The 17810-nt window shown below is 59.7% G+C and carries 22 protein-coding genes; all 22 read right to left on the bottom strand.

Annotation, left to right across the window (positions count from 1 at the left end; genetic code table 11):
* Positions 1-41: 41 nt before the first annotated feature.
* Positions 42-1538, bottom strand: a complete 1497-nt coding sequence (locus CQ009_RS16005) for a phage tail sheath subtilisin-like domain-containing protein (RefSeq protein WP_105707387.1) — start codon at positions 1536-1538, stop codon at positions 42-44.
* Positions 1538-1717, bottom strand: a complete 180-nt coding sequence (locus CQ009_RS16000; protein ID WP_034154909.1) for a DUF2635 domain-containing protein — start codon at positions 1715-1717, stop codon at positions 1538-1540. Before CQ009_RS16000 ends, CQ009_RS16005 begins: the two co-directional genes overlap by 1 nt.
* The gene (locus CQ009_RS15995; protein ID WP_105707384.1) at positions 1714-2298 is read right to left on the bottom strand and encodes a hypothetical protein; all 585 of its coding nucleotides are present in this window, start codon (positions 2296-2298) and stop codon (positions 1714-1716) included. Before CQ009_RS15995 ends, CQ009_RS16000 begins: the two co-directional genes overlap by 4 nt.
* Positions 2299-2447: 149 nt before the next feature.
* Positions 2448-3479, bottom strand: a complete 1032-nt coding sequence (locus CQ009_RS15985; RefSeq protein WP_064393144.1) for a phage tail protein — start codon at positions 3477-3479, stop codon at positions 2448-2450.
* A gap of 9 nt (positions 3480-3488) precedes the next feature.
* Positions 3489-3701, bottom strand: coding sequence for a tail protein X (locus tag CQ009_RS15980; protein WP_064393145.1), 213 nt, complete (start codon positions 3699-3701; stop codon positions 3489-3491).
* Positions 3694-4077 (bottom strand): phage tail protein, encoded by a 384-nt coding sequence (locus tag CQ009_RS15975; protein ID WP_064393146.1) that lies wholly within the window; start codon positions 4075-4077, stop codon positions 3694-3696. The genes CQ009_RS15980 and CQ009_RS15975 overlap by 8 nt, the downstream gene beginning before the upstream one ends.
* Positions 4074-6539, bottom strand: a complete 2466-nt coding sequence (locus CQ009_RS15970; RefSeq protein ID WP_105707382.1) for a phage tail tape measure protein — start codon at positions 6537-6539, stop codon at positions 4074-4076. Before CQ009_RS15970 ends, CQ009_RS15975 begins: the two co-directional genes overlap by 4 nt.
* A gap of 129 nt (positions 6540-6668) precedes the next feature.
* Positions 6669-7250, bottom strand: coding sequence for a phage tail assembly protein (locus tag CQ009_RS15965; protein ID WP_105707380.1), 582 nt, complete (start codon positions 7248-7250; stop codon positions 6669-6671).
* Between the two features lie 158 nt (positions 7251-7408).
* Positions 7409-7915, bottom strand: a complete 507-nt coding sequence (locus CQ009_RS15960) for a phage major tail tube protein (RefSeq protein ID WP_016985055.1) — start codon at positions 7913-7915, stop codon at positions 7409-7411.
* Entirely contained in the window at positions 7915-9081 is a 1167-nt protein-coding gene (locus CQ009_RS15955; RefSeq protein ID WP_105707379.1) for a phage tail protein, read from the bottom strand. Before CQ009_RS15955 ends, CQ009_RS15960 begins: the two co-directional genes overlap by 1 nt.
* A gap of 2 nt (positions 9082-9083) precedes the next feature.
* Positions 9084-9269, bottom strand: a complete 186-nt coding sequence (locus tag CQ009_RS15950; RefSeq protein ID WP_095050422.1) for a hypothetical protein — start codon at positions 9267-9269, stop codon at positions 9084-9086.
* 101 nt (positions 9270-9370) lie between these two features.
* A complete protein-coding gene (locus tag CQ009_RS15945) occupies positions 9371-9916 on the bottom strand; it encodes a DUF4376 domain-containing protein (protein WP_064393151.1) in 546 nt (181 codons plus the stop codon).
* A gap of 9 nt (positions 9917-9925) precedes the next feature.
* Positions 9926-12349, bottom strand: coding sequence for a phage tail protein (locus CQ009_RS15940; RefSeq protein WP_105707377.1), 2424 nt, complete (start codon positions 12347-12349; stop codon positions 9926-9928).
* Positions 12350-12985 carry a phage tail protein I gene (locus tag CQ009_RS15935; protein WP_105707375.1) on the bottom strand — a complete coding sequence of 212 codons (636 nt, stop codon included), beginning with the start codon at positions 12983-12985 and terminating at the stop codon, positions 12350-12352.
* Entirely contained in the window at positions 12982-13977 is a 996-nt protein-coding gene (locus tag CQ009_RS15930) for a baseplate J/gp47 family protein (protein ID WP_105707373.1), read from the bottom strand. Before CQ009_RS15930 ends, CQ009_RS15935 begins: the two co-directional genes overlap by 4 nt.
* Complete coding sequence (locus CQ009_RS15925) at positions 13974-14306, bottom strand: phage baseplate protein (protein ID WP_007908814.1); 333 nt, start codon at positions 14304-14306, stop codon at positions 13974-13976. Before CQ009_RS15925 ends, CQ009_RS15930 begins: the two co-directional genes overlap by 4 nt.
* 14 nt (positions 14307-14320) lie before the next feature.
* Positions 14321-14929, bottom strand: a complete 609-nt coding sequence (locus tag CQ009_RS15920; RefSeq protein WP_064393156.1) for a phage baseplate assembly protein V — start codon at positions 14927-14929, stop codon at positions 14321-14323.
* A 3-nt stretch (positions 14930-14932) separates the two neighbouring features.
* Positions 14933-15454: a hypothetical protein gene (locus tag CQ009_RS15915; protein ID WP_105707371.1), complete on the bottom strand. Its 522-nt coding sequence runs from the start codon at positions 15452-15454 to the stop codon at positions 14933-14935.
* A gap of 70 nt (positions 15455-15524) precedes the next feature.
* Positions 15525-15863 (bottom strand): phage holin family protein, encoded by a 339-nt coding sequence (locus CQ009_RS15910; protein WP_038357950.1) that lies wholly within the window; start codon positions 15861-15863, stop codon positions 15525-15527.
* Between the two features lie 127 nt (positions 15864-15990).
* Positions 15991-16428, bottom strand: a complete 438-nt coding sequence (locus CQ009_RS15905; protein WP_105707368.1) for a tail fiber assembly protein — start codon at positions 16426-16428, stop codon at positions 15991-15993.
* Between the two features lie 214 nt (positions 16429-16642).
* Entirely contained in the window at positions 16643-16966 is a 324-nt protein-coding gene (locus tag CQ009_RS29835; RefSeq protein ID WP_146117547.1) for a hypothetical protein, read from the bottom strand.
* 15 nt (positions 16967-16981) lie between these two features.
* Positions 16982-17716 carry an XRE family transcriptional regulator gene (locus tag CQ009_RS15900; protein WP_064393160.1) on the bottom strand — a complete coding sequence of 245 codons (735 nt, stop codon included), beginning with the start codon at positions 17714-17716 and terminating at the stop codon, positions 16982-16984.
* Between the last annotated feature and the right edge of the window lie 94 nt (positions 17717-17810).

Below are 17810 nucleotides of genomic sequence, written 5' to 3'. Positions count from 1 at the left end.
CCACGCGAGGTGGGCTGAATGCTTGTCGTCAAACGCAGCAATCAAGCCGCGTCGTCGTACTGCAGGCGGAACTGGTTGAGCAGTGCGAACACGCGCAGACCGTTGATGTAATCCGGCGGGAACAGCACGTTCACGCGGCTCGGGTCCTGCACGTCGCGCTCGACGATCAGGTGCTCGGCGAACAGCTCGGCGTTCTCGACATGGCCTTCCAGTTCGAGCTTGGCGTACTGCGCAATCAACTCGCCGCGAATGGTCGCCGGGGTGACGATCGGCTGGCCGGCGCCGAAACGCGTGCCGTCGGAGGCCAGTTTGTGGCGGCCGTATTTGCTGGTGATCACGCTTTGCAGACGACGCACGATGAACGCCGACTGGTGCATGGTTTCGCTGTCCAGATAGGAGTTGTCGGCCTGACCGTAAGCGTTTTTCTGGTAGGTGGTGATCGAGCGCTGGATGCGCACGTAACCGCCTTCGTAATACGCGGTGGCGATGCCGTAGTTGAGCAGCGACTGACGCTCGGTCAGGGTGAAGCGTTCGCTGGCCGGTGCCGGATCAACACCCGGCAGGCTGCCGCTTTGGGTCGGACGGCTGGCGTCGGCAGAGATGAACACCGCGGTGCGTGCGGCCAGTGCGGCAGCTTGTACCCAGAACGGTTGCGGTACGCCCGGCTCCAGCGCCTGAATGGTCATGTGCTGGTCGTTGCGTGCCTGGCCGGCAGCAACCAGAGTGCCGACGGTGCCGCGTTTGGCGCTGTAGACGTGACCGAACAGTTGCTTGGCCCACGACCAACGACCGGTGCTGTCATCCATGACGGCTTGCCAGGTGTTGAGGGTCGACAGATCGGACCATGGCAGTGCGATGAATTCGAACGGTTCATCACCCAGTGCGGCGATCGCTTCAACCTGATCCGGCACACCGGCGCCGCCGGTCATGGCGGTGATCGCAGCGGTCAGGCCAGCCGGGGTTTCTTCGCCGTTGCTTTTGCCCAGGCGATTGAATTGCAGGCTGATGTCGTTGCCGCTGTCGCCGGTCCATTTGGCGTTCAGGGTGACCACACCTTCGGCAGCGGCAGCGCTGACCGGCAGATCGGCCGTGGCGTTGATTTTCTGCGCCAGTGCAGTGGCTGCCTGGGCTGCGGTAGCACCGTTGACCACGGTGGCCTGAACACGCACGCCACCGACATACAGGTTGAGCAGGCCAGCCTGAGTCGCAGCGCCAGTCAGGGTCAGTACGCCTTTGGCAACGGCGCCTTCAGCGTTGTGCAGCGGCAGGCACCAGATCTCGCCGATCGGGTCGGCCTTGCGGAAGGTCTCGTACATCGAGGCGAGCATCGAGCCTTGGCCGCCGATGCTTTTGGCCAGCGCAACGCTGGAGACCAACACCAGTTTGCCGACTTCGGTCGGGGCGATGTTGTCGTTGACCTGAGCGACAATCAAACGGCGCATGGTCGAACTCGCGCTATTGGCGGCCGAGTTGTCCATTTCGGCATAGAACAGCGGTACACGAATGTCCGCGGGGATGTTGCTGAATCCGATCGCCATTATTTGGCTCCCTTTTGTTTGGCTGGTGCGGTTTTGAGAGTGATGTCGCCGTCGGCCAGACGTCGGCGCCACCAGGCGCTGTCCAGCACTTCACGGCCTTCGAGCGGCAGCAGATCGCCCGCCTCCGGGTCAGGTACGACGCGGCCGGCGGCCGGCAGTACGGTGATGCGATTGCTCATGGGGTTACCTCTGCAGAGAAAGTCATTTCCACGCGCCCATCGGGGCCCGGGCGTTTCAGGTTGGGGTCGGCCGGGTCGATCGCATCGACCCGCACGGTGGCCCCGGTAAAGGACGACAAGCCGTCCAGTTCGCGTTCGTGCCAACTCTCCGCAGGCTGACTTGGCAGATTGCGGCCGAGCTGGAACTCGGCAAAAAAGCGCAGCCGGTAGAAAGCGCGGCTGCTGTTGATCGAGACCAGTTCGCCGCCGTCGTAGACGATGGCGCTGTAGTCGTTGTCGGGCTTGAACCCGACCAGCGCGCGCCACAGTTCGGCACGCAGGTCGTGCAACAGATCCAGCGCTTTTGTAGCGTCGGTGGCGTCAAGTACCAGGACGATTTCGAAGCGGTCGCGGATCGGTTGGGTGGTGAGGTTTTGGGTGGTGCTTTCACTCGCCAAGTCGGCCAGTGGCAGCACGTGGGCCGAGGGTGTCGGCAGATCCGGGTTGCCTTGTAGCAGCGCCAGATCGACACCCACCGAAATGTGACTGGCAAGGCCAGGGCATTGCCCACGCAGTTGCGTGAGGATCGGGGTGATCTTCATGGGGGTGGTCCAAAATAGTGGGAGTTACCGCAGGCCCCTGTAGGAGTGAGCCTGCTCGCGATAGCGGTGTGTCAGGCGCGTTGGTTTTGAATGTGGCACCGCTATCGCGAGCAGGCTCACTCCTACAGGGGGGCTCGTGGGCTGTGAGATCAGTCTTTGGCTTCGGCTTTCGGGTCGAGGCACGACGCATCGATCAGGCAGCGATAGCTGTTCTCGCGATTACCGCTGGCGGTGACCTTGTCGATCGACCAGCGTCCGCGCATGAAATCCGGCCAGGTATCATCGAGCAGCACCAGGCCTTCAGCGGCCAGACGCGGATCGCCCGGGCAGGTGATCTTCACCTTGAACTTTTGCCGGAGCATTTTGCGCACTTCGCCTTCTCCCACGGCAATGGCGTCGGCTTCATTGGGTTGCTTCTGGCGGATGGTCTTGAACGGCGCAAGTCCCGTTTCGACCCAATGCAAAATGCCTGTAACAGCATCGACAAAACAGGTCTTGCAGCCCTTGGCCTGTTCGCGGGCGGCCTCTTCCAGCGTGGCGCTGATGAAGGCGTGATCGCCTGGACGATTATTGTGGGTGACCGACAACGTCACATCCTGCAGTTTCTGGCCCGAGATTGATTTGATCTGCCCGGGCCGCGCCAGCACATACGCATCGCCATAAGGTTTGGCGACCAGGTTGTACTTCTTTGCCAGCCGCGTCAGAAAGCCCATGTCGGTTTCATTGGACTGGTCGACATGGGCGATTTTGATCATCGCCACGTCCGCTGCGACACGTGATGAAAATCCGTGCTGCGACACCAGTTTGCTGAACAATTGACCGAGCGTCGTCGGTCCATGACTGGCGATGCGGCGCTGCTTGAAGCCGGTCTCGTCATCCTTGCTGAACGGTGCTGCAGTGGCCACCAAAGTCAGGCGAAACGGAAACAGCGTCGGTGTCAGGCGAGTGACTTTGAACTGGCCCTTGTCGACCATCTCTGCCATTTCCAGGTAACCCACCAGCAGGCCGATTTTCCCGCCGAGGTTCGGCAGCCCTTCGAGGCCTTCCAGATCAATGGTCAGGGTCAGTTGATCCGACTCGATACCGGCGGCATCAATGTGCTCCCAACTGATAAGGCGCTGGTTGAGCAAATCCGCGTTTGCGCCATAAATCTGAACGACCGGGGTAAAACCCAATGCCATACAACCTCCTTAATCCCACGCCGTGAGCGCTTTGATTGCGGCGGGTTTGCTGTCGAGTTCAGGCAGCACGACCCAGATGCCAGCGGGCAGAACCGGGCCGTGTTCGGCCAGGGTCGGGTTGAGTTTCCACAGTGCTTCTTCGGCCGCATCGTCGCTGCGCCCGGTTTCGCGGTAGAGCAGCAGATTCACCGAATCACCGGCCACGCTTCGAACTTTACGCATTGTTGAACTCCGCCAATTCGATGACCCAATCGACCACCATCGCTGTACCGTCATCGATGATGCAGGTCTGGGTTTCCTGAACGTTGTTGACCCGCCACAGCCCCCAGTTGCGGCCGATGCCATCGATCAGCGGCAGCGGTATACGCAGCGCCTGCAAGGCACGCAATTCATCGAGCCGATCCATGGCCACGGCGTACATCGACTTGCCGGTGATGGTCAGGGTTTCCGGCTTCTGTCCGGTCTGACTGGATTTCGGTTTGCTGGTAAGGATCTGTATTTCGGTCCAGCCGCCATCGGACTTGCGCAACAATTGGTGGTACGCAAAGTTGCGCGACAGGCCGAAGATGAAACTGCCCAGAGCCATTTGTTGTTTCATGTGGCGACTCCGTCGGTCAGGGCTGCGTCACGTCGTGTGGCGAGAGGATTGGTCGGCATGATCTGGCCCAACTGACTCATTGTTGTCTGCACAACTAGATTGGCCAGTGCCTGGGCGCTGCCCTGATCCTGACCATTGATGTGAATGGTGGAGTTGAACGTGACAGGCTGGCTGGCGGCTGTGGAGGCGAGTGCCGCAGGGTTCGTGGAGGTCGCCGAGGTCGCGATGAGGTCTTTACTGACCTGTGCAGGAGAGCCGAGACGATCGACTTGTGTCCCTAGCTTGTCGCCCAGAGATTCACCGATGGCCCCGCCCGCCATGCTCCCCAGCCACCCGCCGACCATGGTGCCCACACCCGGCAGAATCAACGTACCCAGTGCAGCACCGACAGCGGCACCAACAGACGACCCGGCTAACGATGCACCGGACGACACGACGGCACGCTTATCGCCGCTCATGACGCCGTTGACCATTTCATATCCGGCGCTGAGCAACCGCAGCGGCGGTGCCCGTCTGGCAAGCAGTCTGCCTGCCCTGGCGTAAGAACCGGACAGTGGAGCGGCCGGTGCAGAACTGACGGCTGATGAGTCTGCAAATGCCGTCATGGTTCCCGGCCAGTACGAGCCGGACATGCGGGGCAGAACGGGTGGTGCCGGTGGAGCACTGATCCGTGGTGGCCGAGGGGTCACCGTGCGGGGGCTTTTCGCACCTTGACCGGTTTGTTCACGTCGGACTCGAGGCTTGATGCTTGACCGGCGAGGCTTGAGTCTGCCCCCCGTCCCGCCGCCCAGCGGTTTGCAACAGCAGTCATGGCCCGCGCCATTTCCGGCCGACGTTTTCTTTGCTTTCGGGTCTTCAATATCGGCAATCAAACCGCCAAGACCGAACGGCAATTTTGAAGCGACGCCCTTGAGCAGTTTGTCGGTGAAATTGCCGAATGCCTTGGCCATCACCGCCACCACGATGGCCGACAGTCCAACGCCCGCAAGGGCTAACGCCGTCGAGGTCTTGGGATGGGCTTCAGCCATATCCGCCACGCCATTGGTCATATTCGTCAGCGAATCCAGCGAGCCGGTCGCATCCGGCGCCAACGCCGTGATCAGACGATTGAGACTGGCATCGAACGCGTTCCAGCTTCGCTGAGGGTCTTTGCCCGCAGGCTCGGCGCTGCGTTCAATCGCGCCGCTGTAAGCCGGTGTCAGTGGATCATTGGGCTTGAGCAATGAAAGCGGCGTCTGTGCCTCGCCGGGTTTGCCCATCCACTGGAGCACGCCCCCCTCACCCTTGAATGGCGATGCGAGGCTGCTCTGGGTCGCTTGCGAGGACACAAGCGACGACGTTCCTTCCAGTTTGGCCGGAGCGACCAGCGAAAACGCTTTTTGCAGGTCTTCGGGTTTCGCCAGCAGTTTGCGTACACCGTCGTCGCCACTGAAAAGTGTCTTGATCAGCGCTGCTTGCTGCTCTGCCGGTTGTTGCTTCAATGCCGCCAACGCTTTGACAAGGTTGTCCGGTACGTTTTCGGTCAACTTGCCGGGATCAAGCCCCAACGCCTTCCACGCCGACTGCTCGGCCGCCGAGCCTTGGGGGCCTTTGGCCAACGCTGCGCTGATGCTTTTCACCGACGCCCCGGCACCGGCTTTGTCGACGTCAGCATTGAGCAACGCGGCTGACAGCGCCGCCAACTGCTCGGGCAGGATCCCCGCTGCAACGGCCGACTCGCCGGATTGCTGCACGACCGAGCCGATGTCGGCAGCCGTCGTATTCAGTCCGCTGTTGCCCAGATGCTGAGTCGCATCAGCCAGCAGCTGACCTTGAGTCTGATCCAGTCTCATCGAGACTTGCCAGGCCGACAGCATTTCACCGGCCGACTTCAGGCTGATGCCGAACGCCGACGCATTGACCGCTGCATCCAGGGCAAAGTCCAGCAGCACTTGTTCCTTGTCGGCGCCCTTGAGACCCGCACCAATCCCGGATCTGCCAGCCGCGACTTCGACCTGCACCAGATCCACGACCGTCGCCCCACTGCCGGAAACCCGTTTGTCAGTGGCCAGTTTAAGGTTGGCTTTCGACAGCGTGCCGAGGTCGCCACTCAGGCCTTGAACCTGCCTGAGCTGGGCCATGGCGGTTTCCAGGGCCATGTCCGATTGCAGGTAGGCCGGAGGCGAGCGTTGTTCAATCTCAGCCTTGAGCTTTGACTTGCTTTCGCCGCCTGCCGCCGGCGCGGCAGTTACCACTGGCACCTTGAATGATGCCAGGGCCGTGTTCAGCCCCAGGACAACAGCGCCGAGTTTGATCTGTTCACGCACCAGACTGCGGATGTCCAGACTGGCCGTAAGCAACGCCTCTTTCAGTTCGGACAGTGGTTTGACCAGGCTGTCTGTGGCCGATCCCCCTGCCGACAAGCCGGAACCCGCGCCTGCGGTTTGCGCGGCGTACATCAGCGAAAACGATGTGTCTGCCATTGCCGCTCTACTCCTGTTTCACGCCAAGGCGAGTGATCGCTATGTCGTAGCGGCGCAACGCCTTTTCGGCGTCCCATTCCAGAATCTCCGCCTCACTTACCGGGTAAATGAGCGGGACGATATCGAGGATTACTTCGATGTCGCGTTCCGAAAGTAGGCCGCCGGCTGGTTTAAAAAATCGTCGATGCGCACCTGCAATTGCGTCCAGTCAGGGACAGTCAACTGGGCCAGATCGGGGATCATCAGGCCGGTGCAATGGGCGGTGATGAACTCGGCGCGCTCCTTGGCCGTTTTCAGTTTTTTCATCACTTTGGTGGCGCGCAGCACAGGCATTTCCAGGCTCAGCCACGTCACGGTGCGGCCGGTCACGGCGAGCGGTTGCAGCAGTTGCACCTGATCGGGATCGGCGGTTTTTTCCGCGTCATCGACCTGGCCGAGAAAGTACGACGCCGTTTGGGTCGACATCTCGTGCACGTACTGGGCGATGCTCACGTAGTCCGGGCGCTTGAGCTGGTCGAGTTCCTTGACCGACAGGCCAGTGGCGAGCAGCGCCAGTTCGAAGAATTGATCGTCTTCGTCATCGCCGGCGCGTTCCAGCGCTTCTTTTTGCGCGGCGTAGAACAGCGGCTTGAGCTGGATTGTCTCGATCTGCGAACCGTCGTCACCGGTGATCGGCGACAACAGGTCATGCTGGGGTGGCATCCACGACATGTATGAATTCCTTGGTGATTCTTTTTTAGGGAGTATCGCTATTCCCTTGTAGGAGTGAGCCTGCTCGCGATAGCGGTCTTTCAAGCACATTGATGTTGCATGTACTGACCTCATCGCGAGCAGGCTCACTCCTACAGGGTTTTGTGTTGTGCCGTGATTTACGGCATCAGCACCGCACGCCGCGCATCACCGAGGATGTCGACGCCGTTGAGCACGAACTTCTGGGTGCGCACGTCGATGTCGATCACCGGTACGCCGTTTTCCAGGCGGTTGTAGGTGCGGCAGGACAGCTCGAGATTGGTCTTGGGTTTTTCACCCATCTTCACCGCAGTCTCTTCCAGGGATTTCAGCTTGCCGCCGACGGTGTGGTAGGTGAACCAGGTGTTGCCGTCCTGATCCTGACCGGCTTCACGCACGTTCAGCAGGATGTCGTCGCCCAGCTTCACGCCGAGTGCGAGCATGACTTCGGCGCCGAGGCCTTGCAGGGTCAGCTTGGCGTTGAGCGCTTTGCCGCCCTTGGCCATTTCCTCGACGATGAAGCGGCCGCCACGCATTTCTTCGACGTCGAACTCGATCTTCGGCGGGGTGAATTCTTCAACGGTCGCCGACAGCGGCAGGCCTTGCAGGGTGGCCGCGATGGCCTGTCTTACGCGGTTGGTAAACATTAGAGAACGTCCTCCAGGAACTGCTCGATGATTTCATCGCGGGCGTTGAGTTGATAAACCATGTGTTCGTTCGGCGCGTAGCGGCCGTAGTCGATGACCACGTACCAGGTGCCGTTCTTGTACTTCTCGACGCTGTTGAGTTCCGGGTGCAGATAAACGCTGCCGCCAGGAATGGTTTCGTCGGCGACCAGGGTTTGCAGCCAGTCGTTGATGCGCTTGACCTCTTGATCCATGAAGGATTTGGTGAGGTTCTTGGCCATGGCTTTCTGGCCGGCCTTGACCAGCTTGCGGCTGATCGCATCTTCCAGACCGACGTAGCTGATGAACTTGCCGGTGATCGAGCGGTTACCCAGCAGCGAGAAGCCGCCGAGCACGGTGCGGGCGTAGTAGCTGACGCCGTAGCGGTTGAGCAGATCGCCTTCGGTGGAGGTGTCGAGGATGTTGTATTCAACGACCCGCGACACGTCTTCGGCGTAGGTCACCTGATTGCCCGGGCTCTCCCACTGCTTGACCTTGGCCAGTGCGGCAATCGCCAGACTGGAAGGCGACAGGAAAACGTTTTTCTTCGCCGCTTTCGAGTACACCGCAGGCATGTTGTGCACCACCAGGCAACGGTCGAAACCAAGATCGGCGCCGCCCAATTCCTGGCTGTACAGCACTTGATCGGCGACCGAGGCGTCCTTGCCGTCCAGCACTACACGGGCCTTGATGCGCTTGCCGAACGAGGCGAACTCGCTGGCCACCGCTTTGGTGCCGGTGAAGCCCGGCGCACCGATGATGGTCAGGTCTTCCGGGACACTGCCCAGCGCGGCCAGACCGAGCTTGCGGCCAGTCAATGGCTCGACGCCGCCGATCACTGCATTTACCGTGTCGGCCGGGGTCGCGCCCGCTTCGACGATGACCACGTAGACCGGCACCTTGACCACTTTGAGGATCTGGTAGACGGCGTGGTACAGCGTGCCCTCTTCCGAACCGGTCGGATCGAGCAGCGCGTGGGTGGTGAAGCTGTTGATGCGGAACGGTGCGTTACGCGGAATCAGCGGATCGGCGTTCGGCGCGGTGCCGACCAGACCGATGACGTTGTCACCCAGGCCACCCATGGCCTCGGGGGATTCGGTGGCATTGACGGTAATGCCGTTGTGCTCGAAGTTCAGAACCTCAGCCATGTTCAGTCAGCCTTCTTGGCAGCGGCCTTTTTGGCCTGGGTGGAGGGGGTTTTCAGTTCCAGTCGACCGGCGAAGTGCAGCGCACTGGCCTCGACGTCGAGCAGATCAAGGTCTTGACCGACGCTCGACCAGTGCCCACCACCAGTGGGGAATGGGACGAGCACGGTGTAGGTTTGGCGGGTTGCCATTTTTCGTTTCTCCATAAACGGGAAAGCCCCTCTTAGGGAGGGGCTTTGGCGGGTGTTGAATATTGTTGGGCGGACAAGAAAACGCCCTAGGGTGCGGACGTTTATTGAAGCGCAGAGATTGGTGTAACCGGCACGGAATCAGGCCAGCCTTCTTTCAGCATTGCATCCACATAAGTGCCTGCCTCGACAGCTTGAAGCAGCTGAAATTCACGGTCGAAGCAAGCCTGAACGTGCGCCCTGACGGCTTTGGCAATAGCGAGAATCTGCTGCGCTCCAATTTCTACGAAGCCATCGAGTGTTTTGAAATTGCAGCGATAGTCAGGATCAAGCATCGCCGAAAGTCCGGCGCCGTAAATCAGCCCCGCGCTTTCGCGCGAGGTCGCAATCGATAGACCGTCCACAGACACGGCAGAATCTTCGCGCTCATAACGCTCGGCAGCGACTGACCGCGCATAGTCAGGAGCCACTTGCGGAAACGGCTCTTTGATAATCTCGTTGCCCACTTTTCGCCAGATACCATCGGTTTCTTGCGTCAACCTGACAAACAGGTCCTGGTCGATTTTGACGGCTGACGCGGGGATCTGATGAACCCCTTCAATCAGACAGGTCTGTAATTTCGAATGTTCGTCGAATAGTGCGTATTTCATGATTACTCCTTAACTGCCCACCGCGACCCAATGAAAGACGGTGACCCCAGGAAATGTGTGCTTTCCGTAGAATGCAGTGAGATTTGATACTCCCACGTCCACATACCCGTTCACTGGTGACCCAGGCGTGTAGTTCAAGGTGGCATTCAAGCTGTACATGGCATTTGGGAAAGGGATCGGAAAGGCAGTGGCAATATCCGTACCGCCATTTCCGGAGGCCCTGCCCCACTGAACAATCAAGCCACCGAGCCACGACGGGAAAATGATGTAACCGTTGATAGCTTTGAGGATTTGAAAACCCCAGCGCAGTTTTTTAGGCGTTACGATTGTGCTGTCGTCAGCCCCAGAGTCGGTCTGCTCTTGGGTTGAAACTTTAGCCGTGCCTTGTTTGATTTCGGTCGCTTGTTGCCCCAGAACGGCTAGCGCAGCGATATCAAGGCTTCCCTGATTGACCGGCGCGTTCCAGGCTTTGATGCACCACATGACGGCGACGTTACGAGGACGAGTTTCCGCCCCACCGGTATCCACAGTCGTGACGGCAGTCACTGTTTGCATCGTGACCCCGGTATCTACTGCCGAAAGAAAAGCGCCTGTAGATATGACTGCAGCCGCGCCATTGACTTTACCCGCCTGCCACGCGCCAGCCGGATCAAGTGTTGCACCGGTCTCATCAAAATAACGGTGGTTGTGAGCTTTGAACGATTCGGCTTGGACACTACCGACAGTTCGCCCCGCGTCCACACCGCGCCCATGATCCCAGCCGCGCAGGAACTCACCGCGCGATTCCGGCAATCGGAAGTTACCCGCGCCTTCATTGCCTTTGTTATAGACAGTGCCGAGATAGGCGGCCAGATCCGGATAAGTCGCAATGCTTTGCACACTGCCATCCAGCTCCAGATAACCGGGAGCGACAATACCCGTCGGGAATGCGAGAACAGCGCCAATCGGAACGGCGGATTTGAGCCGTTCTACTTCCTTGGCCAGCGCGGCGACATCGATGGTTCCCTGATTGACCGGGGCGTTCCAGGCTTTTATGCACCACATGACGGCGATGTTGCGAGGTCGTGCCTCCGCGCCACCAGAACTATTGAAGCCTGCTGCGAAATTGGTCATTACGGCCGTATTGCCGTTGTCTACGACTACGGCACTCGGATTGCTGCCGGTGGCATTGGCGAACGCCTGCATGCGGGTGACCGTATGGGCATGCGACTTGTTGTCGTCGGCCTGCCAACTGCCGAGACCACGCCCAGCATCCACGCCACGCCCATGATCCCAACCGCGCAAGAATTCCCCACGCGCCTCAGGCAACCGGAAGTTCCCGACACCCTCATCACCTTTGTTGAACTTGCTACCTAGATAGGCGCTCAAGTCCGGGTAAGTCGCACTGCTTTTGACGCTGTTATCCAGCTCAAGAAAACCCGGTGGTGGCGCATCAACCGGGAACGCGACAATCGAGCCCACCGGCAACGCCGACGCCTTGGCAATCAACGCCTCAACTTCACCCTTGGTGTACGAATCCTTGATGCCAAACCCGGCCAGCGTCTCAGGGTTCGCACCTGCCGTCGCGCGACCATATTCATCAACGGTCAAACTCTTGTACGTCCCGGCAGCAATCCCGGTTCGCCCCGCGAGCATCTTGAACATCAGTGCGGTCGTGCCAAGCGTAATCGGCGCATTGGTGGTCAGATGCCACAACGAATCTCCATTCGCCGTGCCCTCCTCGACCATGACCGTCAGACCCGGCGTCACCTTGGCGCTGCTGTTGGCATCCGTCGCCCGCACCCAGTCACCATTGGCGACGATCCACAGGCCGTTGTCTTTCGCCAGCGCCTGATTCGCGACAAGCACACGGTCGCCAGCAATCACTGCGACACCGTCAATTTGCTGCGCACCGCTCAGCACGATGTTGCTGGATGCAGCAACACGCACCGACTGCTTGCCATCGAGTTTGCCGAGTTCTTCGGCGAGATAACTCATGACCCAGGCACGCGTGGCTTTAACCACGGTGTCGTCGATCAACAACGTCACCAGCGACGCATTACTCGTTTCGAAAATCGAGCGAATGTAGAACTCTTTGCCCGAACCGGATGTGGCCAGCACCGGTTTGAACGACTCCGGATATTTGACGATGGCGTAAAGAATGCCGGTATCAGTCCACAACCCCGCTTCACGCACATACCAGCCACCCACATCCGGCGGAATGGTCACTTCGGCGAGCAGCCAGCTCGGATTCTTCTCGTCCTGGAACAGCGCATTGAGCGGCCCGCGCCAGACTTCGCGTTTCAACGCGGTGGCGGTCGCGGCCGGGTTGTAGACCGAGCCGCCGCCGTCGCCGACGGAAATCTGCGTCAACTTGATCGGCGTGCCCGCGGCCTTGCACGCCGTTTCGTAGGCAATCCCTGCGTTGGTGAGCAGGGTGTAATAGTCAGCCATTCAGGCCCCCTGAGGATAAATAGTGGATGTTTCGACGGTGTACATGCCGGCGGCCATGAATGCCTCTCCCGAGGTTGCGAGCCCTTCGATGAACACCGGATAAACCGTGGTCAGTTCGCCGCAGAACGTCGTGGCGCCGATGACGTGATTGCCGAAAGCGCTCAAGCCAACGGAGACCGTCAGCACATCGCGCTCGCTCTTGGCATCTGCCAGGCGCCGGTCGAGACGGGCGTCGATTTCTTCGCTGTAGGGTTGGTCGCTGAAGGCTCGTACGGAAAAGCTGTACGGCGCACCGGGCGGTGTCTGTTCGTACCAGGCGCGGATTTCCGGGCGCAGTTGCAAACCCTTGGCGGCGTTTTCCAGCGCCTTGCGAGTGCCGGCCTGGCGCGCGGTGGGCCAGGCCAGTTCAACGGTCAGGCGCTTTTCTGCCTCCGGTGCGGCGGTGCTCCATTCAGCAACACCGCGATCCGCTGCCAGATACGGCAGAAAAGCGACCGGGGTTTCTGCGGGGTTCATCAGTTCGGGGAACGGCGGCACGATGCGATCAAGCAGTGCGCCGAAACCCAGATCCAGGCCGCGTTCGAGGGCCGAACTGTTGGCCGGCAGCAGTGTGGGGCGCTGAGTTTTTTCACTCATAGCGTCAGCACCTCAACCTCGACCGCCGTGCAATACGGCGCTTGAAACGCCGTGGTCACGATCGGCGCCAGCGGTTCAAGAATCTGCAGTTGCACGGCACCGGCGCTGTGCAGCGTGTAGTCGATCCAGCTCGGATCGACCCGGCCTTCGAGGCGATGGCAACTGTCGGCGTAAGCCTGCAACTGCGCTTGCGCAGCAACCTTGGTCAGGCCCGAATCGGGGCCGGAATTGATCTTCGCGACAACGCGAATCTTGTAGCGCTGAATGTCAGCAGCCTTGACGGTGACGAGGTCCGTTTCCGGTCGAACATCCGGTCGCGAGAAGTGCTGACGAACACCGTCAAGTAATGTCGTGGAGGGCGTGCCATCACCGTCACGGGACAGGACAGTGACCTGCACTTCGCCCGGTGCCGTGCGCCGAGCATTGCCATCCTTGACCTGTGCAGCGAGGCCGTCCGGGTTGAAGGTGTAAGTGACATTCACCACACCTGCCTCGGTGGATTCGACCTGCACCGTCGGACGCTCGCCGAGGGTGAAGACTTCGCGGCGATACTGCATCCGCGAACCTGCTGCCGGCGCATGGGGCGCCAGGTAATAACGCAAGCGAGCGTCGTCGTCGCTTTCATAAATCGCCGGCACCGGCGGGAATGCCGCCGGATCGCCGGGATCGAGCAACTGCCGCTCAAGGCCCATGTCCGCCAGCCGCGCATCAAGGTTGCTGCCGGTCGCCCACCACGCCAGCATCTGTTTGATGCGAGCGTTGTATTTGCGCTCGTGGGTTTGCAACCGCACGCAGAAAGCTTCAAGCGCAAGCGTCAGCAGTTCGCTCTCGTTTTCCAGACTGGTCTTGAGTTTCGCGGCACTTTCTGGCGAGCGCGCTCCGACGTATTCGATGACGAAAGCCTGGAACTCGGAGAGCAGATCTTCGAAGGCTTCAACGGTGATCAGCGCGGGTTCGGCCAATTGATTCTGACCGGGGATCAACATGCTCATGTCACGACCTCGAAGGTTTGTTGACGGTTTTTCCAGGTGCCGGCGAAACGCAATAACAGGCCGGCGCCCTGACGACTGGCGACGATCACTTGCGGCTGAAAATCGCTGATCCCGTTCTGCGCGTTATAGAACGCTTGCGCCGCGTGGCTCTGGGCCAGAAGCAGAACGTCGTCACCGAGGTTCTGCCCCAGCAGCGAGGGGATCAACGAGCCATACAGGGGCCGTTTTTGCCGGGTGCCCAGCGGCGTAGTCAGGGCCCGGGTCGCGCGCTGCACAAACTGCAGCCAGTCGTCGACCGTGGCCCCGCTGTCTCTATCGATTCCGATCATGGAAGGCTCTTGAATCAGGGGCTGATGACGCGGCCCTGGTGATCGACCAAGGGGCCGCTGAAGTGCACGCCCGAGGCGTCGATGGTCAGGCCGACGGCACCGAGTTGCAGGGTGATCAGTTGTGGTGTCATCGCTAACCGGGCCAGGCCGATGCTCAGCTCCAGCGAATCGCGTGAACCGCTGAAGGCTGCCGGGCCGTTTTGCCAGTGCAGAGTGTGCGAGGCGTCGTCGTAACCGCTTTCGCTGCCGTCCTGATGTACTCGACGGGTCAGCGTCGGCACGGTGGAGGCTGGCGGAAAGCGGTCGCTGTTCAAGCCGAACAACGCCACGCTCTGTGCGCCGCTTTCGCCGCTGCCGTAGTTGAACAACAGACACTGCTCACCCACGGTCGGAATCCGCGACTCACTCTGCGCACCGGCACTCGGATTGAAAAACTTGATGGCTGGCGTGAGCAAGCCACCGTGACTGACCTGACAGGTGTTGCTCGCAGCGTCGACGGTCTGGCAAATGCCGATGCGGCAGAAGCTTTCGGCGCGGCGGTGCAGGTCGTCGATTTCGGCTTCCATTTCGGCCAGGCGCTCGATGATCGGACCCAGTTGCATGCGCAGTAATGCGTCGAACATTGGTCAGGCCTCCAGCGCGGTGTACTGTTCGGGGTCGTCGATGTTGCTGACTTCCCAGGTGCGAGCGAATTTCGGCGTACCCAGCGGATCATCGAGCAAGGTCGGGCCGAGGTAGAGGGTCTGGTTGAACGTCAGGGTCCAGGCCTTGTATTGCTGGTCGGCGCGGATGAGCAATGACGGCAAGCCATCGATGTTCATTGGCAGATCGCACTGGTCGCCGGGCAAAGTCCAAGCGTTGTCGGTGATCAGGTTTTTCAACACAGCGATCAGATCGCACGCCGCGAATGCGCTGGCGACAAGGGCCGGGATGACTTGCAGGGACACCGTCATGACATGAGCTATGCGCCCATCAGCGGCGCGCACTCCGCTTGCATTGCGATCGAAGTCGATCAACACCCAGGCTTGATCGCCCGCGGCAGTGAAATCATCGTGATTGCCTACATTGAGGTTGAGACCGGCAGTGTTGCGCAGTGTCGTCGCGATGGCTGTGAACAGTTGCGACGGCTGCTGGATCGGTGTGGGCATACATGACCTCCTTTTCGAGCGTCCACGCGCAGCCCTGCCGCCGAAATGGAGGCACGGAGAATTAATACGGTTAAGGTTGGTCGCGGGGCGGGACTTCGCAGACGCCGATGCGCTTCGCGGCCCAGCGCTCGTACAAGCCGATGGCGACGTCGGCGCCAGCCATCGCTGTCAGGCAACCAAACGCGCCAGCGGCCCAGATCGAAAGTCCTGCGGCATACAGCAGCATGATCGCCGACACACCGCAGATCATGCAGGCGCCGGAGCGCAAGGCCAGTCGCCGCAGCAGCGACCAGCCGCGGGCACCTTCCTTGTCGGCGCGCCACATTTCGCCGGACACCCCGCCGACGACGGCCAGGAGGATGACCAGCCAGATCGGCATGTCCGCCAACGCTTGTTGCTCGCTTGTCATGTCACGCCTCCCGGGGGTGATTGATGAGTGATGTGTGTTGGGTTCAATCGTTTTCTCTTGAGGTAGGCATTCCCAAAAGCCCGGCGCTCGGGCCGGGCTTTTGAGTAATGCGCTCTCGTTTTTTCGACTAGAAGGGAGCCACTGGCCAGTTGATCGAGGATGGATAGCCAGACTGATTCCTGACTTCGCTGATGGCGACCCAGTACTGCTTGTAAAGCGCTAACGCCGTTACTTGCGCTGGCGTTGCAACGCCAAGGTCTACCTGATATTGCAACGGATTGAACGTTATCCATTGCGCAGCGATGTCAAACCGTTCTTGCATGCGGGCTGTGGTCATTTTGAGGTGTTCTTGCTCTGTCGGCTCGACGAACAGCAGGCCCTCCTCATCCAGGTTGAAGACTTTCCATCCGACATGAGCGGTCGTGTAACCGGTGATGTCATACCACCACGCATCCGATACTCCTTCCGGGAGCGTGGTGGGCATGGCGTCTTCCGTTTCCAGTATTTGCAGGGCCACTTGATAACCCGTTTTATAAACAGCCCCGACCAAAACGTAACGATTCATTGTCCTTGCCTCTGTTTTTTCCGGTACCTGCTCTGATCGTTCCGAAAAAGTGTTGAACATCCATTAGGTATTGCAGTGATGAAACCTGGCAGGCATTCCAAAAAGCCCGGTGATGCACCGGGCTTTTCAGTAATGCGCTCCTTCGCCTTCCTTCAAATCCTGTGTTCAAGAAGGAAGCTGACTTTTCGGCGCTACTGGCGCGGTACGAGTCCATTCAAATTGTTTTTCCGACCGCGGTCCCTGCCCGCCGGATAACTGCTTCTGGTGCTTTACGCTGCACACCCGGGTCAGTTGCCAACCCTCTGAACCGTTGAGGCCGGTTCATCGCTGCCTGTTCTTGTGGAACTAAAGAGCTTGTCTTGCCAGCCGCTTTGTCGAGCGGCTTGGTGGCAAGAATATGCATGGATGCATATACAGTCAATGCATAAATGCATTTATTTATGCGCTGAAAATGCACGGATGCATGGAGGCCCCGTCCAGAAAGGCTTTGAGGGTTTTCTGCAGGCGAAAAAAAACCCGCCGGGAGGGCGGGTTTCATTTCAAGTCGATCAGATCAGCGGGCGTACATGCCCCACCAGAAGACGTGACCAAGGATGACGATTTGCTCTTCCTGGATTTCCTGGAAGCTGTAGTCCTCGTCCGGATGCTCATCGCGATTGAAGCTGCGCAGACGAATGCCGGTAGGCAAGCGGTAAAGCTGCTTTACGCGTAACTGGCCGTTGTGATTGATCGCGTACAGGTCGCCATCGATGATGTCGCCGATGCCGCACTTGCCCGCGTTGACGCCAACAGTGGCGCCATCACGCAACACCGGCAACATGCTGTTGCCGCGTACAGTCACGCATTTGGCCTGGTCGAACTGCACACCATTATGGCGCAGGCTGCGCTTGCCGAAGCGCAGGCTAGAGCGCTCGCTCTCTTCGATGACGAATCTTCCTGATCCTGCTGCCAATTCAACCTCGCGAAGGAACGGCACCGACACCTCGTCATCATCGACAGGCGTATCGTCGTCCCACAGCATTATGTCCTTGAGCTCCGCGTGCACGTCATCACGCACGGCACCGGCCGACGGCGTGACATCCGCGCGCCCGCGCAATTGATCGGTGCTCACGGCGAAGTACTCGGCGATCTTCGAGATGTGTTTATCCGAGGGATCGACGATCTTCCCGCTGAGAATTCGCGAGAGAGTTGATTGAGGCACGCCGGTGCGACGGTGGAGCTCCGTGGGGGAGATCCCGTGCTGGTCGAGCAGTGCTCTTAAGACGGAGGCTACGTTGCGTTTTTGCATAACGCGCATAGTGCTTGAAGTTATTCGTTAAGACAAATGCTGATTTGCATAATTAACGCATAAATATGAATTCAGCTGCAAAACGATATTGCCG

It is taken from the genome of Pseudomonas sp. MYb2, from assembly GCF_002979955.1.
Lineage (GTDB): Bacteria > Pseudomonadota > Gammaproteobacteria > Pseudomonadales > Pseudomonadaceae > Aquipseudomonas.
This window is presented reverse-complemented; position numbering and strand designations above follow the sequence as displayed.

Bases quoted from the DNA above. Each gene is read 5' to 3' on its own strand.
- CQ009_RS16005 (WP_105707387.1), bottom strand. From the start codon at position 1,538: ATGGCGATCGGATTCAGCAACATCCCCGCGGACATTCGTGTACCGCTG.
- CQ009_RS16000 (WP_034154909.1), bottom strand. From the start codon at position 1,717: ATGAGCAATCGCATCACCGTACTGCCGGCCGCCGGCCGCGTCGTACCT.
- CQ009_RS15995 (WP_105707384.1), bottom strand. From the start codon at position 2,298: ATGAAGATCACCCCGATCCTCACGCAACTGCGTGGGCAATGCCCTGGC.
- CQ009_RS15985 (WP_064393144.1), bottom strand. From the start codon at position 3,479: ATGGCATTGGGTTTTACCCCGGTCGTTCAGATTTATGGCGCAAACGCG.
- CQ009_RS15980 (WP_064393145.1), bottom strand. From the start codon at position 3,701: ATGCGTAAAGTTCGAAGCGTGGCCGGTGATTCGGTGAATCTGCTGCTC.
- CQ009_RS15975 (WP_064393146.1), bottom strand. From the start codon at position 4,077: ATGAAACAACAAATGGCTCTGGGCAGTTTCATCTTCGGCCTGTCGCGC.
- CQ009_RS15970 (WP_105707382.1), bottom strand. From the start codon at position 6,539: ATGGCAGACACATCGTTTTCGCTGATGTACGCCGCGCAAACCGCAGGC.
- CQ009_RS15965 (WP_105707380.1), bottom strand. From the start codon at position 7,250: ATGTCGTGGATGCCACCCCAGCATGACCTGTTGTCGCCGATCACCGGT.
- CQ009_RS15960 (WP_016985055.1), bottom strand. From the start codon at position 7,915: ATGTTTACCAACCGCGTAAGACAGGCCATCGCGGCCACCCTGCAAGGC.
- CQ009_RS15955 (WP_105707379.1), bottom strand. From the start codon at position 9,081: ATGGCTGAGGTTCTGAACTTCGAGCACAACGGCATTACCGTCAATGCC.
- CQ009_RS15950 (WP_095050422.1), bottom strand. From the start codon at position 9,269: ATGGCAACCCGCCAAACCTACACCGTGCTCGTCCCATTCCCCACTGGT.
- CQ009_RS15945 (WP_064393151.1), bottom strand. From the start codon at position 9,916: ATGAAATACGCACTATTCGACGAACATTCGAAATTACAGACCTGTCTG.
- CQ009_RS15940 (WP_105707377.1), bottom strand. From the start codon at position 12,349: ATGGCTGACTATTACACCCTGCTCACCAACGCAGGGATTGCCTACGAA.
- CQ009_RS15935 (WP_105707375.1), bottom strand. From the start codon at position 12,985: ATGAGTGAAAAAACTCAGCGCCCCACACTGCTGCCGGCCAACAGTTCG.
- CQ009_RS15930 (WP_105707373.1), bottom strand. From the start codon at position 13,977: ATGAGCATGTTGATCCCCGGTCAGAATCAATTGGCCGAACCCGCGCTG.
- CQ009_RS15925 (WP_007908814.1), bottom strand. From the start codon at position 14,306: ATGATCGGAATCGATAGAGACAGCGGGGCCACGGTCGACGACTGGCTG.
- CQ009_RS15920 (WP_064393156.1), bottom strand. From the start codon at position 14,929: ATGTTCGACGCATTACTGCGCATGCAACTGGGTCCGATCATCGAGCGC.
- CQ009_RS15915 (WP_105707371.1), bottom strand. From the start codon at position 15,454: ATGCCCACACCGATCCAGCAGCCGTCGCAACTGTTCACAGCCATCGCG.
- CQ009_RS15910 (WP_038357950.1), bottom strand. From the start codon at position 15,863: ATGACAAGCGAGCAACAAGCGTTGGCGGACATGCCGATCTGGCTGGTC.
- CQ009_RS15905 (WP_105707368.1), bottom strand. From the start codon at position 16,428: ATGAATCGTTACGTTTTGGTCGGGGCTGTTTATAAAACGGGTTATCAA.
- CQ009_RS29835 (WP_146117547.1), bottom strand. From the start codon at position 16,966: ATGAAACCCGCCCTCCCGGCGGGTTTTTTTTCGCCTGCAGAAAACCCT.
- CQ009_RS15900 (WP_064393160.1), bottom strand. From the start codon at position 17,716: ATGCAAAAACGCAACGTAGCCTCCGTCTTAAGAGCACTGCTCGACCAG.